We start from the raw sequence: 19497 nt of genomic DNA on the forward strand, positions 1-19497 counted from the left end.
CTCCCCATTATATCCAGGAACGCATGAGCGCTATATCATCACGGTGCGTTCCATCTTCGCCCGTTTCTGTCTCGAGCACAACAACCGCTTTTTGGAACTCAGGCGCCTTTAACAATGCTTTCATTGATTCATTTCCGATATATCCCTGTCCGATCCTTGCATGTCTATCCTTACAGGAACCAGACGCATATTTGGAATCATTAAAATGTACAGCAGCAACATTATCCCAATATCCGAGCATCCTGCCCTTTTCGAGCATCGCCGCTTCGTTGCCTGACGACCACAAACCTGAAGCAAAAGCATGGCATGTGTCAAAACAAAAAGCAATATGCTCGGGATATCGGCTTAATTTGCGAATCTGTATCATTTCTTCCATTGTCGTGCCCATCGGGCCATGATCACCTGCCTGATTCTCAATCAGTACCTTTGAATGTCCATTCCAATTCTCCAAGGCGGTATCCAGACAATGAATGAGGTTCTGATAACCCTCCAGCGGATTGTTTGTTTTGATATGTCCAAAATGGACCACCGTCCCAACAGAACCGCAAGCATTCGAAATTTCAAGATCATTGCGAATAGAAGCTATTGTAGCATGAAACCCCGCCTCTCCACGGGTCATGCCCAACGCCGGATTCGTGGGATAGGGTGAATGTGCAATCGAAGCAAGTCCCTGCTGTTCACACCAATCCCTGCACTGCTCAGCATCCTTGAGATCCAGACTTTTCAGACCAAGACTACGCGGGTTCTTCGGAAAATACTGAAACGCCGTTGCCCCCATCACATGTGCTCTCTTGGCTGCCTGAAGAAATCCGCCTCTGGTGCTGACATGTGCCCCGATTCCGGTTTTAGGCTTCATGCTGGCATTTCGGACAGAAGAATGCCTTCTTGCCCGTAATTTCCACTCGTTCAATCGTTCCCCCGCAGCGCGGACAAGTCTCGCCTTCCCGATCGTATACGCGACATTGCTCGTCAAAACTTCCTGTCTTCGTATCCCCTTGCATCAGCGGCATTTCCATATAACCGCCCTCAGAAGCTGCTTCACGCAACACGGACTGCATTGAATGGAACAAACGCTCTGTCAACTCTGGTGAAGTCGCGATGTTCTGCGTTTTGGAGCTTGGTCTCAGACCGGCAGCAAAAGCAATCTCATCCGAATAACAATTGCCAATCCCCGCAATAATATGTTGGTTTACCAACGTTGTCTTGAGCGTACCCCGGCGACCTTTCAACAGAGAAGCAAAACGTTCCACATTCATCCGTCGATCTAAAGGTTCAGGTCCAAGATCAGACATCGCCTCTTCGGTTTCTTTCGAAGTAAGCAGATGTAAATAACCCAAGCGCAGTCCGATAAAGAATAAAATGTGATCGCCAAACTGAATTTCCACTTGTGTGGAACGATCAGGACGTTCTTCTTCCGTGCCCCAGAAAATCATACCGCCCAACATGAGGTGCAGCACCAGGCGTTTGCCATTAGCCAAGTGGAAAATTAGATGCTTCGCTCGGCGCTCAACAAATATGATGCGATTACCTGTAAGTTCATTAATAAACAGATCAGGCTCCGTATTTATCGTTTTATCGCGGTTAATTACAACACCTGTAATCAGTAGATCAAGTATTTCCTCGGACAGCAAGGTCCGGTAATTTTCCATTTCCGGCAGTTCCGGCATCGTACATTACCCCTTTTTGGAAGCTTGGTCTGCCTCTTGCGACAGCCACTCCATCAATTTATGCAAATCTTCAAACACATGATCAGGTCGAGCCTTCGCTGCTTGAATGTGTCCATCCATATTATCCCGTGTTGTCACACCGGTAAGTACCAACAGCGTCTCACACCCTGCTGCCACTCCAGCTGCAATATCGGTTCGCATATTATCTCCGATCACTGCCACTTCATGAGACGCCAGGTTTAGCCGGCTAATGGCTGACTTCATTATAACACTCGATGGCTTGCCAATAACGGTAGGATGAACTCCGGTTGCTGCTTCAATTGCTGCTCCAATAGTTCCCGCCCCAGGTGTCAGTCCATCATCGGAAGGAAGCTGCAGATCCGGGTTGGTCATGATGAATTTTGATCCCGCATTAATCCACCTTAGCGCCTTGGTCAGTTTATGATAGGAAAATTCACGATCAATCCCCTGTATCACGTAATCTGGTAAATCTTCCGTCAGCTGTAGTCCTGCTTCTTCTATGGCTTCCAGCAGTCCTGCTTCTCCAATACATGCCACTTTTGCACCCGGGGACTCTTCAGCAACATATTCAGCAGCCGCCACAGCAGAAGTACATACTTGAGACGCGTCGGCAGGTATGCCCATCCCGTTCAGATGATCTGCCACACCTTGTGGTGTACGGGAAGAATTATTTGTTACGAATAAATACGGCTTTCCTAGCTCTTGCAGTGTTCGAATAAGCTGATCGGCTCCTTCGATACGATGTCTGCCATGATAGAGCGTACCATCCAAGTCAATCAGATAGGCCTTAATCACACACAGCACTTCCTTTCTTCATTCCATTAACGTTTCATGTCCTTAATCAATTACCTCGAACTTGACAGCGAACCTATGTATTCAGGCAAAAAATAATGGCTTGCTGGCATATGCACGCAACAAGTCGAACCGGATCGAACACCGACGGTTTAACTCGCGCGTCTTCTGTACAAGCTTGTCATTTCCTGCGCTTTCCCGGAAAATAATTTGAATCATTTCCCTCTTCATATTGCCCATCCTACACGCTTTCTGACCAGATTGCAAAAGGGACCGCGGGAGTTCCTCACCCTCAGTCCCGTGCAATTACCCGGATCTTTATATGACGTGTTTAGCCGTGCACTGGTTCGCAATCAGGGTTAAGATTCTTGCTTGCGATGCACGACAGGAATAAGCTGGTGTTCGTTTGCAAGTCTGGTATTCGGGAATACGGACTGCGCCTCTTCCAAAAGTGGCTGAAGTTGATCCTCATCCTTATAGCGTGAACTGAAGTGAGTCATGATTAGTTGCCCTACATTGGCTGCTCTAGCCGCTTCTGCCGCTTGTTTAGAAGTACTATGATAGTACTCATGCGCTGTATCGGCCAGATCATGCATGAATGTAGCTTCATGTACAAGTACATCTGCATTTATGGAAAGTGGCTGTACGTTGTCACATGGACGTGTATCACCCAATATGGTGATCACCATACCACGCTTGGGCGCTCCCAATACATCTTCTGGACGAAGCGAATCACCGTTATCCAACGTAATGGTTTCTCCACGTTTCAGTCGGCCGAACAATGGGCCTGGTTTCAGACCATATTCCGCCAGTTTGGCTGGATCCAGGCTTCCTGGACGATCTTTTTCGGTAATCCGGTATCCATAACTGTCAATCCGATGCTCAAGCAAAGCAGCTTCCACGATAAAACTGTCATCCTCGAACAGGACGCCGCCCGTATGTTCCACGATATTCAAATCATAGTTAACCCGGGATTGGCTCAGCTCCATTGTTGTACTGATCATTCGTTCCGTACCTGGCGGACCATATACGGTTAATGGTGTGGTGCCACCTTGATAGGCTCTGCTCGAAAGCAGTCCTGGAAGTCCAAATACATGATCACCATGCAGATGTGTAATGAATATTTTCTCCAATTTGCTCAGTTTAAGCGGAGAACTTAAAATCTGGTGCTGCGTCCCTTCCCCGCAGTCAAACAACCACAAAGCTCTGCGCTCATCCAACATGCGTAGCCCAATGGAAGTTACATTCCGTTGAAGCGTAGGTACACCAGCATTAGTTCCCAGGAAATATAGTTCCATTCTGGATCGCACCTCTTTCTGTTGCCAGCAAAAAACCTCCGACAATGCGGAGGGCTTTGCCTGACACTCTACTGAATTTATGCCTTCTCTACATTAAAATACTTAGCTTGCGGATGGCTGAATACCATCGCTGATACGGAAGCTTCAGGTTCCATCATGAAACCTTCCGTCAATTCTACACCGATATCCTCAGGCTGTAGTAACTTGAACAGCGGCCCTTGGTCTTCCAGATCCGGACAAGCCGGATATCCAAAAGATACTCTTATCCCTTGATAGCGTGCACCATGACGTTGCTTCATGGTCATCTGGGCAGAGTCCGGGAATCCCCAGATATCTCTCATCATATGATGCACACGCTCAGCTAATCCCTCTGCTACTTCGAGCGCTACGGATTGCAGAGCATGCGAGCGAAGATAATCCCCTTGATCTTTCCACGCCGTGGATAGTTCACGCACACCGTGTCCGGCAGTAACTACCATGAAACCAACGTAATCCATCTGACCGGATTCAACAGGTTTCAGGAAGTCGGACAGGCATAGGAACGGCTCGACTTTTTGACGTGGGAACGTAAATGTATGCAAAATATTACTGGTGTCCTTTGGATCATAGATAATGACGCTGTTACCACTGGACTGAGCCGGGAAGAAACGATACATGGCATGCGCCTGAATAATCCCGTCACGAACAGCCTCTTGCATGATATCATCCACGACTGCTTTCAGGTCGGTAGCCTTCTTATCACCTGAAGCAAGCAGTTGTTCTACTGAGCCGCGCAACCCCAGATGATGTCCAAGCAACATCTGCATGTTCACGTATGGCAGGATATGTGATAAAGGATAGTTACGCATCGTATGCCGATCCAGATCAGGCGGGACAAGAACCGGATGATCTACAGCAATATCCGAACGCTCCACTCGCGTAAGCTCTGGAAGAGCCTGAACAGCTACAGCACCTGAAGCATCAGCTTCTTTCTCAGCTTCCATCTCCAGTTGCATCACTTCACGTGAAACAGGATTCATCAATTTGTTCGCCAGATCCAGACCATCCATCGCATCTTTGGCATATACAACCATTCCGTTATATTCAGGACGGATACGATTTTTGGTGAATTTGCGTGTTAGCGCCGCTCCGCCAACCATAATAGGCACATCAATACCTGCTGTTCGCAAATCCTGAGCGGTAAGAATCATCTGTTGCGCTGATTTTACCAATAGACCCGAGAGACCGATCGCATCGACTTTTTCTTCTCGGTATGCCTCAATGATACGTTCAGGTGGTACTTTTATACCCAAATTAATGATTCGGTAACCGTTATTGGAAAGGATGATCTCAACCAGGTTCTTACCGATGTCATGCACATCGCCCTTGACCGTGGCCAGAATGATCTTGCCTTTAACCGAAGTCTCGTTCTTCTCCATGAATTGCTCCAGATATGCTACAGAAGCCTTCATAACCTCCGCACTCTGCAACACCTCAGCTACAATCAACTCATTGTTGTTAAAGAGACGACCTACTTCCTCCATCCCACGCATCAGTGGACCGTTAATCACTTGAAGTGCTGTATATTTTGCAAGTGCCTGTTCGAGATCTGGCAGCAATCCTTCTTTACTTCCTTCGACTACATATGAAGCGAGACGCTCTTCTAATGAAAGGTTCGAGATTTTTTCCTTCTTCTCAACCTTCTTGTTACGGAACGCCGCTACAAACGCCGCCAGAGTGTCATCATTCGTGTTATATAAAAGCTCTTCGGAGAGTCTGCGTTCTTCTTCAGGAATGGAGGCATAACGCTCCAGTTTCTCTGTGTTCACGATCGCATAGTCAAGACCTGCTTTGGTACATTCATATAAGAATACTGAGTTCAGCACCTCACGGCCCGCTTCAGGCAGTCCAAATGAAATGTTACTGATCCCTAGGATCGTATGACATTCTGGCATCGCTTCCTTAATCACTCTTATACCTTCAATGGTTTCTTTGGCTGAACCGATGTACTGTTCATCTCCCGTACCTACCGGGAACACCAAAGTATCAAAAATCAGGTCTTCTGGTTTGAGTCCATATTTGTTCACCAGCAAATCGTAAGAGCGCTTGGCTACGTCAAGCTTGTCTTCCCGACTAATCGCCTGACCCCGTTCGTCAATCGTTCCGACAACAACTGCACCACCATATTTATGAAGTAACGGTGTGATCAGCTCAAATTTCTCTTCGCCATCCTCAAGGTTAATGGAGTTAATTATCGCTTTACCTTGTGAGTACTGGAGGGCCAGATCAATTACTGAAGCATCAGTTGTATCGATCATGAGAGGAACCTTCACTTTTTTTACAACCAATTCAAGGAACTTCACCATGTCTTCAGACTCTTCGCGGTCTGGGTCTTGTACACACACATCGACAATGTGCGCTCCATTTTTCACTTGAGCACGTGCAATTTCCGAGGCTTCTTCATATTTGCCTTCTACAATGAGGCGTTTGAATTTCCGTGATCCCAGCACATTCGTACGCTCTCCGACCATATATGGGCGATTGTCCTGTTCGATGTAGATCGGTTCTATACCAGACAATGCCGGTGGATGTGTTCCGTTCATTTCTCTTGGGGGGTACTGGGCAAGTGTATCGCGCATCGCCCGAATATGTGCAGGGGTTGTCCCGCAACATCCACCAGCGATATTCAACCAGCCCTGTTCGGCAAAAGCACCAATCTTCTGAGCAAGCGAGTCAGGTGACTCATGGTAATTACCATTCTCATCCGGAAGACCCGCGTTCGGGTAACAACTAACGGCAACCGATGCCATCGCGGAAAGTGAGCGAATGTGATCACGCATGAACTCTGGACCCGTAGCACAGTTTAGTCCTACCGAAATTGGGTTAAGGTGTTCTAAGGATATATAAAAGGATTCGATGTTCTGACCTGCAAGGGTCGTTCCCATCGGTTCTATCGTTCCTGATATCATCAGGGGCAGTGTAACACCACTCTGTTCGAAGGCCTGCTGAATTCCAATGCTGCCTGCTTTTACATTGAGGGTGTCCTGTGAGGTTTCGAGTAGTAGCGCATCAACGCCTCCCTCTATTAAAGCAAGCGCTTGCTCCAAATAACTGTCGATAAGTTCCTGGAACGTTACGCCCCCAGTTACAGACAGTGTTTTGGTTGTTGGTCCCATCGCACCTACCACATAACGTGGAGATTCAGGTGTAGAGAAACGATCAACCGCAGCTTTCGCAATTCTGGCTGCTTCCAGGTTGATCTCGCGTGCCCGATCCTGAATATCGTACTCAGCAAGCACAACGGATGTGGCACCAAATGTATTGGTTTCAATTAAATCGGCGCCCGCCTCCAGATATTCTTCATGAATGCGCTGGATCAGTTCTGGACGAGTAAGCACTAACATTTCATTACATCCATCCAGATCTTCGCCGCCAAAATCTTCGCCAGTCAGATCAACTTGTTGAATCATGGTCCCCATTGCACCGTCGAGGATTAATATTCGTTGTTTTAATGCATCGTGTAGACTAATCTTATCCAATATCTTCACCCCCGCAAAACGTTAGATCTTAGTTTAACAGAAACTAACTTAATGTGAAAGATCGGGTTTGGTCCCGAAAGATGGCGGGTTTGCACGAATATGAACGGAATTTGAGAATCGACAAAAACAAAGCAATCCGATATAATTCAATTAAACCAAGTGGAAAAGAGGGAAAGAACATGGCTGAAATTGTTATCCGAAATACGAACGAACGCATCACTGGTGACGAAAATGTTCGAAATTTCTTAAACAAATACGAAGTATTATATGAGAAGTGGGACGCTTCCAAACTGAACACTGATCTGCAAAATAACTTTGGATTAACTGATGAACAGAAAACCGAGGTTTTGGAAACTTACGATTATGAAATCAGAGATTTGGCTGCACGTCGCGGGTACCAGATCTGGGATGTCATCACGCTGTCCGAACAAACACCAGATATCGAAGAAAAGCTCGCCAAGTTCGAAGAAATTCACACCCACGCTGAAGATGAGATCCGTGCAATTGTTGCTGGTAAAGGAATCTTTGTTATCAAAGCTACAGATGATGTGGGCTACTTTAATGTAGAACTGTCTCCTGGAGACGTTATCTCTGTACCTGAGAATACACCGCACTTCTTCACTTTAATGGAGAACAAACAAATTATTGCTGTACGTCTGTTCATCGAAAAAGATGGCTGGATTGCAGATCCATACCCTGATCCTACTTTTATCAAGAACGCCTGACCCTTCAAGATGTGTTCAGGTCTTTCATGGCCCCTGACCCAAAGACCTAACGAACTGACCTTTAAATCGATCGGTTTAGTGAAACAACTCTCATAAGTTGAAAACGGGACGAAGCAGAGATCTATCTTACTTCGTCCCGTTTTCATTTTTTCCGTGATCTTTACTTCTCACTAGGTTAGCATTTCTTTCGTGCCTGGAATTTGAACATTTGCCTACTTCCAGCATACTATCTTCAAGTTACTTGGCAAACAGCAAACAACTCATATTACTCCAAAAGAATCATCAACTCGATATTAGACGATGTAAGACCGCTGAGACTCCAATATAAGTTTTGCCCGCTTCAAGTAGTTGCATGCTCGTTTAGAACCTAAGCTCGTTTATAGATTCTTCAACTCCCTTGCTTTGGTTGACGTGATACGGATGAAAAATTACGACTGCGATGCCTCATAGCTCCAGAAGTTATGCCAGAGAAAGCTCCTCTAGATGGCTAAAATATTAAGTAGATTATAAAATTGCTTTATGAACTTTATTTCTTTGTCATGTAAATGTCTAATTAACTGGACGCATTTACGAACTGTGTCGCTATTAATGTTTTGTGAGAAGATAGCCTTGGTCGTAATTGCCCTAATATTTGTCCAATCCATAATAATTTCATTAATTATTAAATCAATTTCTTCTTTTGTTGTATGGATAAGATCTGGATTAAGTTGTTCATAAAGAGCGACTAATCTAAACTTTTCCGAACACTTTCTATAGATGGTGCTACTTAAAGTTTCTATAATATCTTCGTTAGTTATACTATCTCCGTAAAAATCAGCCAATAATGATATACTTTGTATCCCTTCAATTATTTCGTCCTGATGGTTCAGCATATTATCTTTAAGACGTTTGATACTTTCGTGCAACATTTCCTTAGGGTCTCTCTCATGATGATAATTAACATTGTTTATAAATTCAATAAAATAAGGCTCATCTGGCTTGATTTCTTCACTCATACAAGCTTTTTTGATTTCCGTAAACGGTACAACGTACTTCTTATACTCCGTTATATCATCAACAATATAGACCTCATTGGTTGTTAAATTAAAGCCGTAAACTAAAATGGGATGTAGACCATGCTTTTTGTTAAAATAAAACTCACGGCCTCTTTGATAATATAAATCAATAACAAGGGAAACTGGGTTTCCTTTTGAAAGCGAACTAATGATTTCTGATTGTAACGAATCTATATGTGGTGAAGTAAAATTCATTGAAATACACATTTCATCCATTACTTGATCTAGCCTCTTAAAGTTCAAAATATCCAGTTTGAAATAACCGGTACTTCCTAGTTTATCTTTATCAAATCTGTATATCGTGGTGAAATTATTAACTATAGAAAACTTATCCTTTTTGAAATAGTCGGCAATTGTCATTAGAGAATTATGGCTGCAATTTAGGAAGGGATGATTGCTATGTGGGAACATTTTTTTCATACCTTTGAAATATTGAAAATCAGTAAGAGAGATGATTTTATCCATAAGAGTCTCCTTTGGGTGGGCTTAGTAACTATTTGGATTCCTATAATCCATTAAAAGGATTAAATTTCATTTTTCTTTATGACGGATTGTCAAGCCCAGGGTGACAGATGAGCGAAAAGGAATTCGTGAGCCGTTTTACACCCCAAGCATTTGCGTCCTCTGTGATCTATTAATTCGAGCGAGCTCGGGAGGCACAGATCAGTGAAAAGGTAGGTATTCCACTTCGAATTCCCTCCATTCAAGAATTGCAGTATTATGGTATCCCATTAGGAATACATACATAATAAAGCACAGTAGACATTTGAATGACTGGCAATTTACTATAATTGCGGTTAGAAATTTGTTAAAACATCTCTACCTTAAATTTGATATGGCCGCGGCACTAGTATATCAACTATATTTTAATTGACCCCCTATACAATTTCAATAAATTTTACCATAATAAATAATAAATAGATGTAATATTCATTTCGGTCATCGTACCCGCTAAACCACCCTAAAAACAAAAAAGCATTGTCAGCTATGTGAACGATAATACCGTCCAAATAGCCGCAATGCTTCATGTTATATTTGATTTAGTGAAATCACAAGTGGGTTCAGAAATTAGCAATTAGACCTGTTAATTCAGACAAATGCTTGATTTCATGGTCTGGCGCATACGCTTCATTGTTGTTCTTATGCTCACGGTTAATCCATACGGATTGGATGCCAGATGATAAAGCACCACGAATATCAGTCGTTAACTTGTCTCCAACCATCATGCTCTCTTCGGGTTTAACACCCAGTTTACTCAAAGCATGTTCAAATATCGACGGATCTGGTTTTCCTTTTCCGAAGTTACCCGAGATAATAATCTCATCAAAGAAAGGAGTCAATTCAGGTACACCATCCAACTTCTCTTGTTGCAAAGCAGGACAACCGTTCGTTAACAACAACAGTTTGTACTTGCCTTGTAACTGACGCAAGGTATCCATCGTTTCTTCGTATACATGTGGTCGAGATCTCCGTTCTACTCCAAACTGCGCAGCCAGTTGTTCAGCAAGATCTTCCTGATCTATACCCAACTTCAACAAGCCACGACGCCAGGATTCTTTACGGTAAACTGGAGCAAGCTGTTCCAACTGACGGAACTCAGGTTGATCCCCACCAGTAAAGTTAGCCCAAAGGCCTTCAAACGGATTGATTCCAATCATTTTGGTAAAAGGAAAGGTTTCATATGATTCATACAGCCCACGTGCCTCATTACGAACAGCTTCTTCAAGTTCTTCTGGTTTGACCCCAGTCTCTTGCGCTGCGATTAGACAAGTCTCATGAAAAGCTTCTCGAACACTACGCTCATCCCATAATAAAGTATCATCTAGGTCGAACAAAATCGCTTTTAACGCCATTCCGATCATCTACCCCTTTATGCAATAATTACTTTTCGACGGTTTCCACGGTGATCTGGTGTGCTTTCGCAAATTTCAGCAAACGTTCTGCAATCGCATCTGTATCGTAACGGTTCAATAACTTGGTAAACACCCATCTTTTCCCGCGACTGTTATGTTCGATAACAACTGTACCTGGTTCAATTCTGAATTTGACGATATCGTCAACCCCAATTGAACGTTCACGATTACCCTTCGTCGTTATAATCCGATTACTGCTAATCTTGATGTATGGACGGCGAAGCATGAAGATGACTGCCAAAAATACGTAAAGCAGCATGGTCACCCAGTCCCAAGTTGTCATTGGAGCTTGCACAAGGAATGTGCTCATAAACAGATACAAAAAGGCGAGACCGATCAAAAATATTGGGAACAACAAGCTGCGTCCCTTAAAGACTTCTTCACCTGGTGTACCTGTGATTGGTTGACCACTTTTTTTGCGTTGCTGATTTAACTGCTTGGAATTTTTCTTAACCGTTCTCTCGAACGAACGCGACATGAGAATCCCCCTTATGTGTCTTTGTATCGGCTTACATAATTGCAAACCAACATTTCCCCCTATAAATTGCACACTCAAAATAACAGGAAGAAACCTAAATATCATAATGATATCATTAGGTTTCGTTAGTGTTTGAGTTTGCCTTGGTGGCCTTTGTCATTCTCATCATCAACAATCTCAATGGTATCCAGTTGTTGTCTGAAATTGCTGCGAATATTACTCAAATAAATCTCTCTTAGCTCGGCACGTTCAGCAAGTTCTTCCTCCGACAATCCAGTGGACTTTTGCTTACGAGCCAATTCGTTAATGCGTGCTACCAGACTATCTATATCCAAGCTTGTCCCCTCCAAAAATACAAAGTCATATTAACTTTGCCATTATAAAGGCTGCTTGTCAAGCTGACACGCGCTAACACTTATTGATGTGCATTTTATTCTGCAAATTGCGGTAGAGCTAGTACTTGTCCCACTTGGATGGAAGTTGTATGAAGTTGATTCACTTTCTTAATTGCTTCTATATAAATACGTGTATCCATATTCGTCGGTTTATGTTCCAAAGAAATACTCCATAATGTTTCCCCTTGTGAAACAGCTATCTTTCCTCCAGGCAGAACATCATTCTCATTGCCGGCAAATACAGTTAAAACAGTGCTACATCCAATAAATATAATCAAAGAGGTAATGGCTACCTTTAACATCCATGAAGAAATCTTGAAACGCGCTAAAACCTTCTTGTATTTCCCTATGTTAGACTTCACCAGTTCCGAATTCATTGGTTCATAAATGCTTTGATAAGTAGAATATCTCATTAAATACCCGCCTCCAAACGTTTGTTCCTATCTGTTGAAATCAATATAACACGAACACTTGTTTTGTTCAATAGATTTTCAGAACAATTGTTCGCTTCTTTTTTAGAAGGAGCAATATCTTATTTCAAGTACATTTGCAAAGCATTTGCAATATTATGCTCTGACTTTTGAACAATTTCTGTTCTATAAGTTAAAAAACACTGATTTAATGCTATTTTATTTAGAACTTATGTTTGTACGAACGGAGGTTCTATGTTATAATTTTCCCAAACGTTACTAAAATGGGGTTGATACGGTATGTCGAAGATATCCAGCAGGCAGCAGGCTATTCTGGAGTTTATACGAAATGAAGTCCGGTTGAAGGGGTATCCTCCTTCCGTACGGGAAATTGGTGAAGCGGTTGGACTGGCTTCCAGCTCAACAGTACATGGACATTTGGATCGTTTGGAGAAAAAAGGTTTGATCCGACGCGACCCTACCAAGCCAAGAGCCATTGAGCTTTTGAGCCAGGAAGAATCTGAGCATTCTCATCAATTTGCTCATAGCGTTGCACGTATTCCTGTTGTTGGTAAGGTTACAGCCGGGGTTCCAATCACTGCAACCGAGAACATTGAAGACTACTTCCCTCTTCCTACACATTATGTAGGCGAACAAAAAGTGTTTATGCTTTCAGTAGTGGGAGATAGTATGGTGGAAGCTGGAATCGTTAATGGAGATTACGTTATTGTCCGTCAACAGCAAACTGCTGATAACGGTGATATCGTCGTTGCAATGACTGAAGACGATGAAGCTACAGTGAAAACGTTCTATAAAGAGAAAGATCATATTCGCCTTCAACCGGAGAATGCGACCTTCGAACCTTTACGTTTGAAACATGTTAGTATTCTGGGTAAAGTCATTGGCCTTTTCCGAGATATTCATTAATATTTAACTTGAGTAACAAAACTAGATGTAATGAAATACGAAAGAGGTTGTCCTGATCAACAGGACAACCTCTTTTTTCTTGTTTATGTTATTTTAGCGGCTAATTATTCACTGCGTCTCAGAACACTCTTGTGATGCGAGAACACATCAAAGCTCTGTTGTCCGTGATATGAGCCCATACCGCTCTCTCCTACACCACCAAACGGGAGGTAGTGTGAAGTCATATGAGAAAGTGTGTCATTAATACATCCCCCACCGAAGGATACTTGATTCAGAACCTGATCCTGCAGCTGCTCATCCTGTGTGAAGAGATATAGCGCCAATGGTTTTGGCCGGCGAACAATCTCATCTAGCATAGGATTCAGGTCACTGTACGTAAATACAGGAAGAATCGGACCGAAGATCTCATCTTGCATGACAGCTGATTCCCAGTTCACATCTCCAAGTACAGTCGGCTCAATGAGCAACTGCTCTCGTACAGAACGTCCACCAATCAGCGTTTTGCCATCTGTTAGGAATTTCGACAACCGATCAAAGTTACGCGAGTTAACAATATGCGGGAAATCAGCGTTCTGTAACACATCGTCCCCAAATTTATCTTTGATCTCTGCGCCAATCAGATTGATCAATTCGTCATGAACTTGTTCATTTACAAGCAAATAATCCGGAGCAACGCAAGTTTGGCCTGCATTCAGGAACTTACCACGAACAATACGCTGGGCCACCAGCTTCAGTTCTGCATCGTTATGGACAATAGCAGGACTCTTGCCCCCTAGCTCCAGGGTTACAGGAGTCAAATGCTCCGCAGCTGCCTTCATAACAATGCGACCAACACCTGTGCTTCCTGTGAAGAAAATATAATCAAACTTCTCTTTCAACAATGCTGTACTGGCTTCAACTTCCCCTTCCATAACGGCGATATACTCCTGAGGGAAGATTTCCTGAATCAGATCATATGTCAGACGAGATACCGCTGGTGTTAATTCAGAAGGCTTGATAACTACACAGTTACCGGCTGCAATTGCTCCAATCAGTGGACCAAAGGCCAGTTGGAAAGGATAGTTCCAAGGTGCAATAATAAGAGCCACTCCGTATGGTTCAGGGTAAATGGTGCTCACCCCATCCGGCATAACCGAATTGGTTGGGACTTGTTTTGGTGCAGCCCATTCCTGCAGATGTTCTAATGCAAAATCCAGTTCACCCAGAACAATGCGAATCTCGGAACCGTAAGCTTCCGCCTCTGATTTGTTCAAATCTGCCCGAAGTGCATCTTGAATCCGTTGCTGATACTTTTCAATTCCCTTTCTAAGCTGTTGAAGCGCATTAATCCGATATTCGATATTTTTAGTTTGTCCTGTATAAAAAAATGTACGTTGTTCTGTCACCAGTTGTTTTGCCTGATCCATATTAACATCTCCAATTAATTATTTAAAATTAAATTGCTCAAAATTTAATTAAAGTATACCTCTTCTATATGAAACTTTCAACATACAGTTGAAACATCCATATTGTATGTATTTGAACGATGGTTGGAATTTTTATAGAGTGAAAGCTAGTACTTGCTACTATGTAGTGGCTATTAGAATTTCTAAGGAAGCTTAATTTAGATTTTTTGCTTCCGACAGTTTGATGCACTGTAAGAAAGAATTCTAATTTCAGTTTCTCTTTAATGGGTTACTAGATAAATGACAATGGTTTTTGCGCTGTTACTAACATGAATTGATACATTTCTTAAAATAGAAATGTTTAGTTACCACATATAAAAAACTCCCCTTTCATTAATGAAAAGAGAGCTTTACGATTATCTATTGGTGAACGAATGCATCATGTTAAAAGTAAGCCATGGTTACAGACAAACATAGGCTTCTTTGGTGACCCTTTTATCTGCTTCCATCTATATAACTCATCATCAGTTATTTTAAGTTTTCCACGCAATCATGTGCCTAGTTTCGTGTTTTTTATGAATTGCCCATACCTTGATTTGATGGTAATCAACAGGCTCTATTCTTAAACATCCCGGGTTGCACACTTTCCACCAGTCTCACTAAGAAGTTTTTTTATTTTTCTAGATACGTTTTTCCTTCTTTATGCAACTCCCTAGGATAATTCGCGTAATAATTACACTATCCTGTCCGTTATCTTAAAACTATTTTTAAGTCTAATTCAGCTGGGCTACACTTATTTGGAAAGAAAACATAATACCTTTTTCACCAAACATGATTTATAGTCTTAATTGCTACGTTTGAAATCTTTTTAATCGCATTCTTTACAGGTATACTGCCCGGTTTTATACCAGCCTTCAAAATATCTGTAGCAGCTTGTCTGGTAAGACACGAAAAAACCAACGTTTTAACTTCATCATCTTTTGGATTATAACCACGCATGTGAGCACTCGTATTTGCACGTACATTAATCAGCTGGTTTAGCTACTGGAAGAGTGACAACAACACCTACGCCAGTTAGAAACCTGCTTGTTACTCCTTTAATATTTTGCCAACGGATTAAAGCATCAATTGCTTTATCGGTTGAGCTTTGCTTTTTCGTAAGACCACTCTAACAATTTATTTAGTTTCTGTTAAGTAGTTAAATATTTATCTAATCGGTAATCGAAAAATGAACTTGTACGAATAAAACAAAAAAAAGCCGCTATAATAGCGACTTTAATCGGCTTTTTCTATCCCACAACATAAAAGAATTATACTCGTTTACTGGATCACAACCAAAAGGTTGGCAAGTCTGGATTGTCGAAGCGGTATCAATAAAACCGGTATAATCATGATATTTGTAATAATGATGGTCTTTCCTGATGAATAAAGTCGCATTAAAATCACTATGCTTAACATCTCTAGTATATGTTTTTGTTACCCAATAGGCTCTGGGTGCATCCTTAGAAAGATAATAACCACCGATGCTTACAAGTATGCCCGCTATTCTACCACCTACAGGTCCTCCTATAAAGGAAGCAAGTATACCTGCTATTGCAGAAGCAGTTGCATATATTATCTCTGTGGAATTTTCTACTTTGCCTTTATATACATAACCGTCTGCTAATGCTTGTGGCGAGAAACTGAGATCTTCGTGAATAGGTTTTATTTCGTTTGTAGCATAATTCACTTCGCCAGTTTGGAGATTTTCATACTTTACTTTAGTCTCATCAACTTTTGTAATTTTTAACTCATCTTTACTATTTAAATCTGTTGCAATATAATAGCTGTCATATTGAATTAATGTAGAACCGTCTTTAAAAGTGATGGAATTATCGGTTGTACTTTCGACTAGTTCTAAAAGGCTATTTTCCACTTGAAGTGCTGGTAAAGAATTTGCCTGATCTTGAGCGAATGCTGGAATTGAGATAGATGTAGAAAGCATGACTCCGGCTAAAAATGTTTTAGCAATTTTCATTGTTTGTATCATTTTAGTAATCCATTCAATTCTAATCTTTCTTTTTTCTAAAAAAATCGAATTTGATTACGTAATCAAACAAAGATGTAATCACAATAGACCCAATTGGAATAAACAAATAAACCCAGAACGGATTATTTGGAGCTTCACCAGGCGGAGAATCTATTAAAATAAAGTAAAGAACAATGCAATAGATTATAGCCAATACAATACCTGTTATGTTTCTATTTTTCATAGTTGCTCTCACCTCTTGTTCACAGAATCAAGTATTGTATTTCCAACTCAAAAATATTATAAGATAAATTTGGTATAATTTATCTTATATACCTTAAAGTTTTTAAATAATATTTATGATGATAGCTATAACCAGTATAATTCCCTTTGCTCAACAGCTATTTTCAATACTATATTTCGTTTTTTAATATCTGACTCCCTATCTCAGCGTTTCAGTTGCTATATAATAATATGTAACTTCTCATGCGCTAGGATACTAAATGATATTTTCAGTTAAATGCACAATTATTAGACACATCTCTATTCCGACACTTGGTACAAGATACAAGTTCTGGTCTCGAACTAAGGACAAGAACTATAAAGCTAAAGTATGGTCAAATTCTCTGAAATAGGGTAGAATTGTTATAGTTACTTTCTCAGCGATAAAACAAATGTAGTAGACTAAACATAACTTTCGGAGCCAAATATGACTCCTGCACAAACGAGCCTTATATACAAAGGCTCGTTTTTTGATGTATCTTGTAAAATATCTTTTCTGTTACTAATTCGAAGATTTTCCTTTTTACATCTTTCAACAACAACATTTTACTGCTCTGTTCGATACTTTGATTAACTTGCGCTTACACCGCTGTAAGGCGGTTTTACATACACAAAAAAAGAAATAACGTTCTATACAGTACCCGTTCTCTCGAGATGTGCCATCATCTCTTATCAGAAGTTTTCCCATCATTCCTACAGCTACCCCTTCTGGACGCTCCGTATAGGACGGATGCTTTCCATATAAAAGCTCGATCTTCCATAATGCCTCAACCGTTTTTGGCATCTCGCTGAACTGAACATTCGGCGCAAACCATCAAACCCCTAGAAAAGAAAAAAGACGACCCACCAATTCGAGTCGCCTTCATTCCAACTCAATGCCAGTTTAAATAATCACGAAACGACCCAAACAGCTCCGTCAAAATATACCCCGAAAATGAAGGGGAACTAGAGAAGCTGAAGAACAACTGGATCGGACAAACTTCATGAATAAGCATAAATCTTCATAATAAACAGAAAAGTTTCAGCGCTAAGTACACAAGTAGATCTTATATAAACTCGAAGTCATATCTCACGTTTTTAAAACTTGATGATATGAACAAACACTCTAAACAGCGACCTATTGTAAATCATCACCATAAGATATCATTATTTTAGCCCGGTATCGGTTAGTATTAATCCACATTTACAGGCTCGATCACTTCGAATAAAAATGGATTACCATTTAAATATTCTCTTATGTATGCTTGGGCATACTTTTGTTCATCGATTAAACTGGTTGTTTCTCTTGGATCAGAGGAGTGATGGCAGGTGTTCTCGATCATGAACATGACAAAAAAACATTCCAGATCGCGAATATAGTCCTTTTCCAACTTCCTCATGCTCTCATAACCTTGGATAAGCATCCATCGATGCTTTGGCCAAAGCTCCAATATGGTACCTGCCATATCATAGAGATAATATCCGTACCCACATCTTCCAAAATCAATCGGATAGGGTTGATTATCTCTAAAAACCATATTACCGGTATGTAAATCAGCATGAATGAGCCCATAGTTATGTTCACTTGGAAGCATAGTGGTAAGTTGGGATACAACCTTCTCAGCTGCATCTTGATACAGCTTCCATCCCTCTTCGGATAAAAAACGCTCATAGTAACGTTCCAACTTAGCCATTTCACGTTTAAAACTTTCTACGCCCCAAGTAGGTCTTACAAAATCAGAAGGTGGATTGAAATCCTTTGCTGCTTCATGGAGCCTGCTCATCAATACACCCATATTATATGCTTGACTATCTGTAAATTCACCTGCTGCTTTTTCACCCTCTATCCATCGCATCATCGTTATATAAGGGCGCCTATATCCTGTCTCTGTTTCGATGTCCAATACATAAATACCATCACAATTTGCCATCCCTTCTGGTACATTTAGATCTTTCGATTTGTTCAGGGCTTGTAACAGTAGCAGCTCCGAACGAATTTCCTCTCTGCTTAATCGGTCCGAATGAATGCGAAGTAAATAATTGTTATCTGTACTGGTTTCAATTTTATACGTGATCGTATCGGATAGTTGAATAAACTGGATGTTATCCCATTCTAAGTTATACTTTTGAATTGCAGATAAAGCGACTTTCCTTGCTCTGATTAATAACGCCCGCCGTTCTTCATCAGTATCAAATCTAAAAAAATCATTCATTTGTTATCCCCCTGCAGTTTTTATTTTATGAAGTAAATCAACTACTTCTCTTATATGTTATTATAACGATAGTAAAAGCTTGAAAATATGTAATAAACAATTTAAACTATACTATACACAAAAAAGTCACATTAGGATTTCTTCCAATGCGACTTTGGTTAAGCTATTATTTTGTATAAACGATCTTTTTAATAGTATCGCTTGAAAGGAAAAATCGATCTGAAAGTTTCTCGATAGTGTCACCATCGAGAAACTTTCGCCGGATTTCACCATTTCTAAGATTATAATTTTTCTGCTGCCTGAATTTTCACCCCGATTTTTAACGCAAACCTTTTGATTTAGGGACGTAAACCAATCCACCGTTCATATACTTTTGTATTTCATTTAGTAATTCTTCCGGAAAGATGATGTCGGCATTTACATATCTCATG

General features: G+C 41.3%; 16 protein-coding genes. 2 read left to right on the forward strand and 14 right to left on the reverse strand.

All coding sequences use genetic code 11. The features are described from left to right. Positions 1-7: 7 nt before the first annotated feature. From AC1DE7_RS09780 to metH, 5 genes are all read right to left on the reverse strand, one after another. Positions 8-856 (reverse strand): deoxyribonuclease IV, encoded by an 849-nt coding sequence (locus AC1DE7_RS09780; protein ID WP_127547739.1) that lies wholly within the window; start codon positions 854-856, stop codon positions 8-10. Further along, positions 846-1667 (reverse strand): Fpg/Nei family DNA glycosylase, encoded by an 822-nt coding sequence (locus AC1DE7_RS09785; RefSeq protein WP_091020715.1) that lies wholly within the window; start codon positions 1665-1667, stop codon positions 846-848. The genes AC1DE7_RS09780 and AC1DE7_RS09785 overlap by 11 nt, the downstream gene beginning before the upstream one ends. 6 nt (positions 1668-1673) lie before the next feature. Continuing rightward, positions 1674-2483, reverse strand: coding sequence for a TIGR01457 family HAD-type hydrolase (locus AC1DE7_RS09790; protein ID WP_074095490.1), 810 nt, complete (start codon positions 2481-2483; stop codon positions 1674-1676). Positions 2484-2839: 356 nt separating this feature from the next. Then, complete coding sequence (gene rnz / locus AC1DE7_RS09795) at positions 2840-3778, reverse strand: ribonuclease Z (protein ID WP_017688042.1); 939 nt, start codon at positions 3776-3778, stop codon at positions 2840-2842. Between the two features lie 77 nt (positions 3779-3855). Further along, the gene (gene metH, locus AC1DE7_RS09800) at positions 3856-7296 is read right to left on the reverse strand and encodes a methionine synthase (protein WP_339282967.1); all 3441 of its coding nucleotides are present in this window, start codon (positions 7294-7296) and stop codon (positions 3856-3858) included. 179 nt (positions 7297-7475) lie between these two features. Here metH and AC1DE7_RS09805 point away from each other — a divergent pair, with 179 nt between their 5' ends. Then, a complete protein-coding gene (locus AC1DE7_RS09805) occupies positions 7476-8021 on the forward strand; it encodes a cupin domain-containing protein (RefSeq protein ID WP_036613600.1) in 546 nt (181 codons plus the stop codon). Between the two features lie 479 nt (positions 8022-8500). On the opposite strand, the gene AC1DE7_RS09810 is transcribed toward AC1DE7_RS09805, so the two are convergent. The 5 genes from AC1DE7_RS09810 to AC1DE7_RS09830 form a co-directional block, all read right to left on the reverse strand. Continuing rightward, positions 8501-9541 (reverse strand): cysteine peptidase family C39 domain-containing protein, encoded by a 1041-nt coding sequence (locus tag AC1DE7_RS09810; RefSeq protein ID WP_477534242.1) that lies wholly within the window; start codon positions 9539-9541, stop codon positions 8501-8503. A gap of 596 nt (positions 9542-10137) precedes the next feature. Further along, positions 10138-10929: an HAD family hydrolase gene (locus tag AC1DE7_RS09815; RefSeq protein ID WP_477534243.1), complete on the reverse strand. Its 792-nt coding sequence runs from the start codon at positions 10927-10929 to the stop codon at positions 10138-10140. 28 nt (positions 10930-10957) lie between these two features. Continuing rightward, positions 10958-11467 carry a hypothetical protein gene (locus AC1DE7_RS09820; protein WP_017688037.1) on the reverse strand — a complete coding sequence of 170 codons (510 nt, stop codon included), beginning with the start codon at positions 11465-11467 and terminating at the stop codon, positions 10958-10960. A 125-nt stretch (positions 11468-11592) separates the two neighbouring features. Further along, the gene (locus AC1DE7_RS09825; protein ID WP_017688036.1) at positions 11593-11802 is read right to left on the reverse strand and encodes a DUF896 domain-containing protein; all 210 of its coding nucleotides are present in this window, start codon (positions 11800-11802) and stop codon (positions 11593-11595) included. Positions 11803-11897: 95 nt separating this feature from the next. Then, entirely contained in the window at positions 11898-12275 is a 378-nt protein-coding gene (locus AC1DE7_RS09830) for a LysM peptidoglycan-binding domain-containing protein (RefSeq protein ID WP_127547640.1), read from the reverse strand. A gap of 297 nt (positions 12276-12572) precedes the next feature. Between AC1DE7_RS09830 and lexA the strand changes: the two genes are divergently transcribed. Next, positions 12573-13199, forward strand: coding sequence for a transcriptional repressor LexA (gene lexA, locus AC1DE7_RS09835; protein ID WP_017688034.1), 627 nt, complete (start codon positions 12573-12575; stop codon positions 13197-13199). A 104-nt stretch (positions 13200-13303) separates the two neighbouring features. On the opposite strand, the gene AC1DE7_RS09840 is transcribed toward lexA, so the two are convergent. The 4 genes from AC1DE7_RS09840 to AC1DE7_RS09855 form a co-directional block, all read right to left on the reverse strand. Further along, positions 13304-14605, reverse strand: coding sequence for an aldehyde dehydrogenase (locus AC1DE7_RS09840; RefSeq protein ID WP_477534244.1), 1302 nt, complete (start codon positions 14603-14605; stop codon positions 13304-13306). Positions 14606-15406: 801 nt separating this feature from the next. Then, complete coding sequence (locus AC1DE7_RS09845) at positions 15407-15583, reverse strand: hypothetical protein (RefSeq protein WP_477534245.1); 177 nt, start codon at positions 15581-15583, stop codon at positions 15407-15409. A 262-nt stretch (positions 15584-15845) separates the two neighbouring features. Next, positions 15846-16601 carry an adenosine deaminase gene (locus tag AC1DE7_RS09850; protein WP_477534246.1) on the reverse strand — a complete coding sequence of 252 codons (756 nt, stop codon included), beginning with the start codon at positions 16599-16601 and terminating at the stop codon, positions 15846-15848. Between the two features lie 1445 nt (positions 16602-18046). Beyond that, positions 18047-19066, reverse strand: coding sequence for a phosphotransferase enzyme family protein (locus AC1DE7_RS09855; protein WP_477534247.1), 1020 nt, complete (start codon positions 19064-19066; stop codon positions 18047-18049). Positions 19067-19497 lie beyond the last annotated feature (431 nt).

The sequence above is a fragment of the Paenibacillus sp. 10L310 genome, assembly GCF_056395745.1.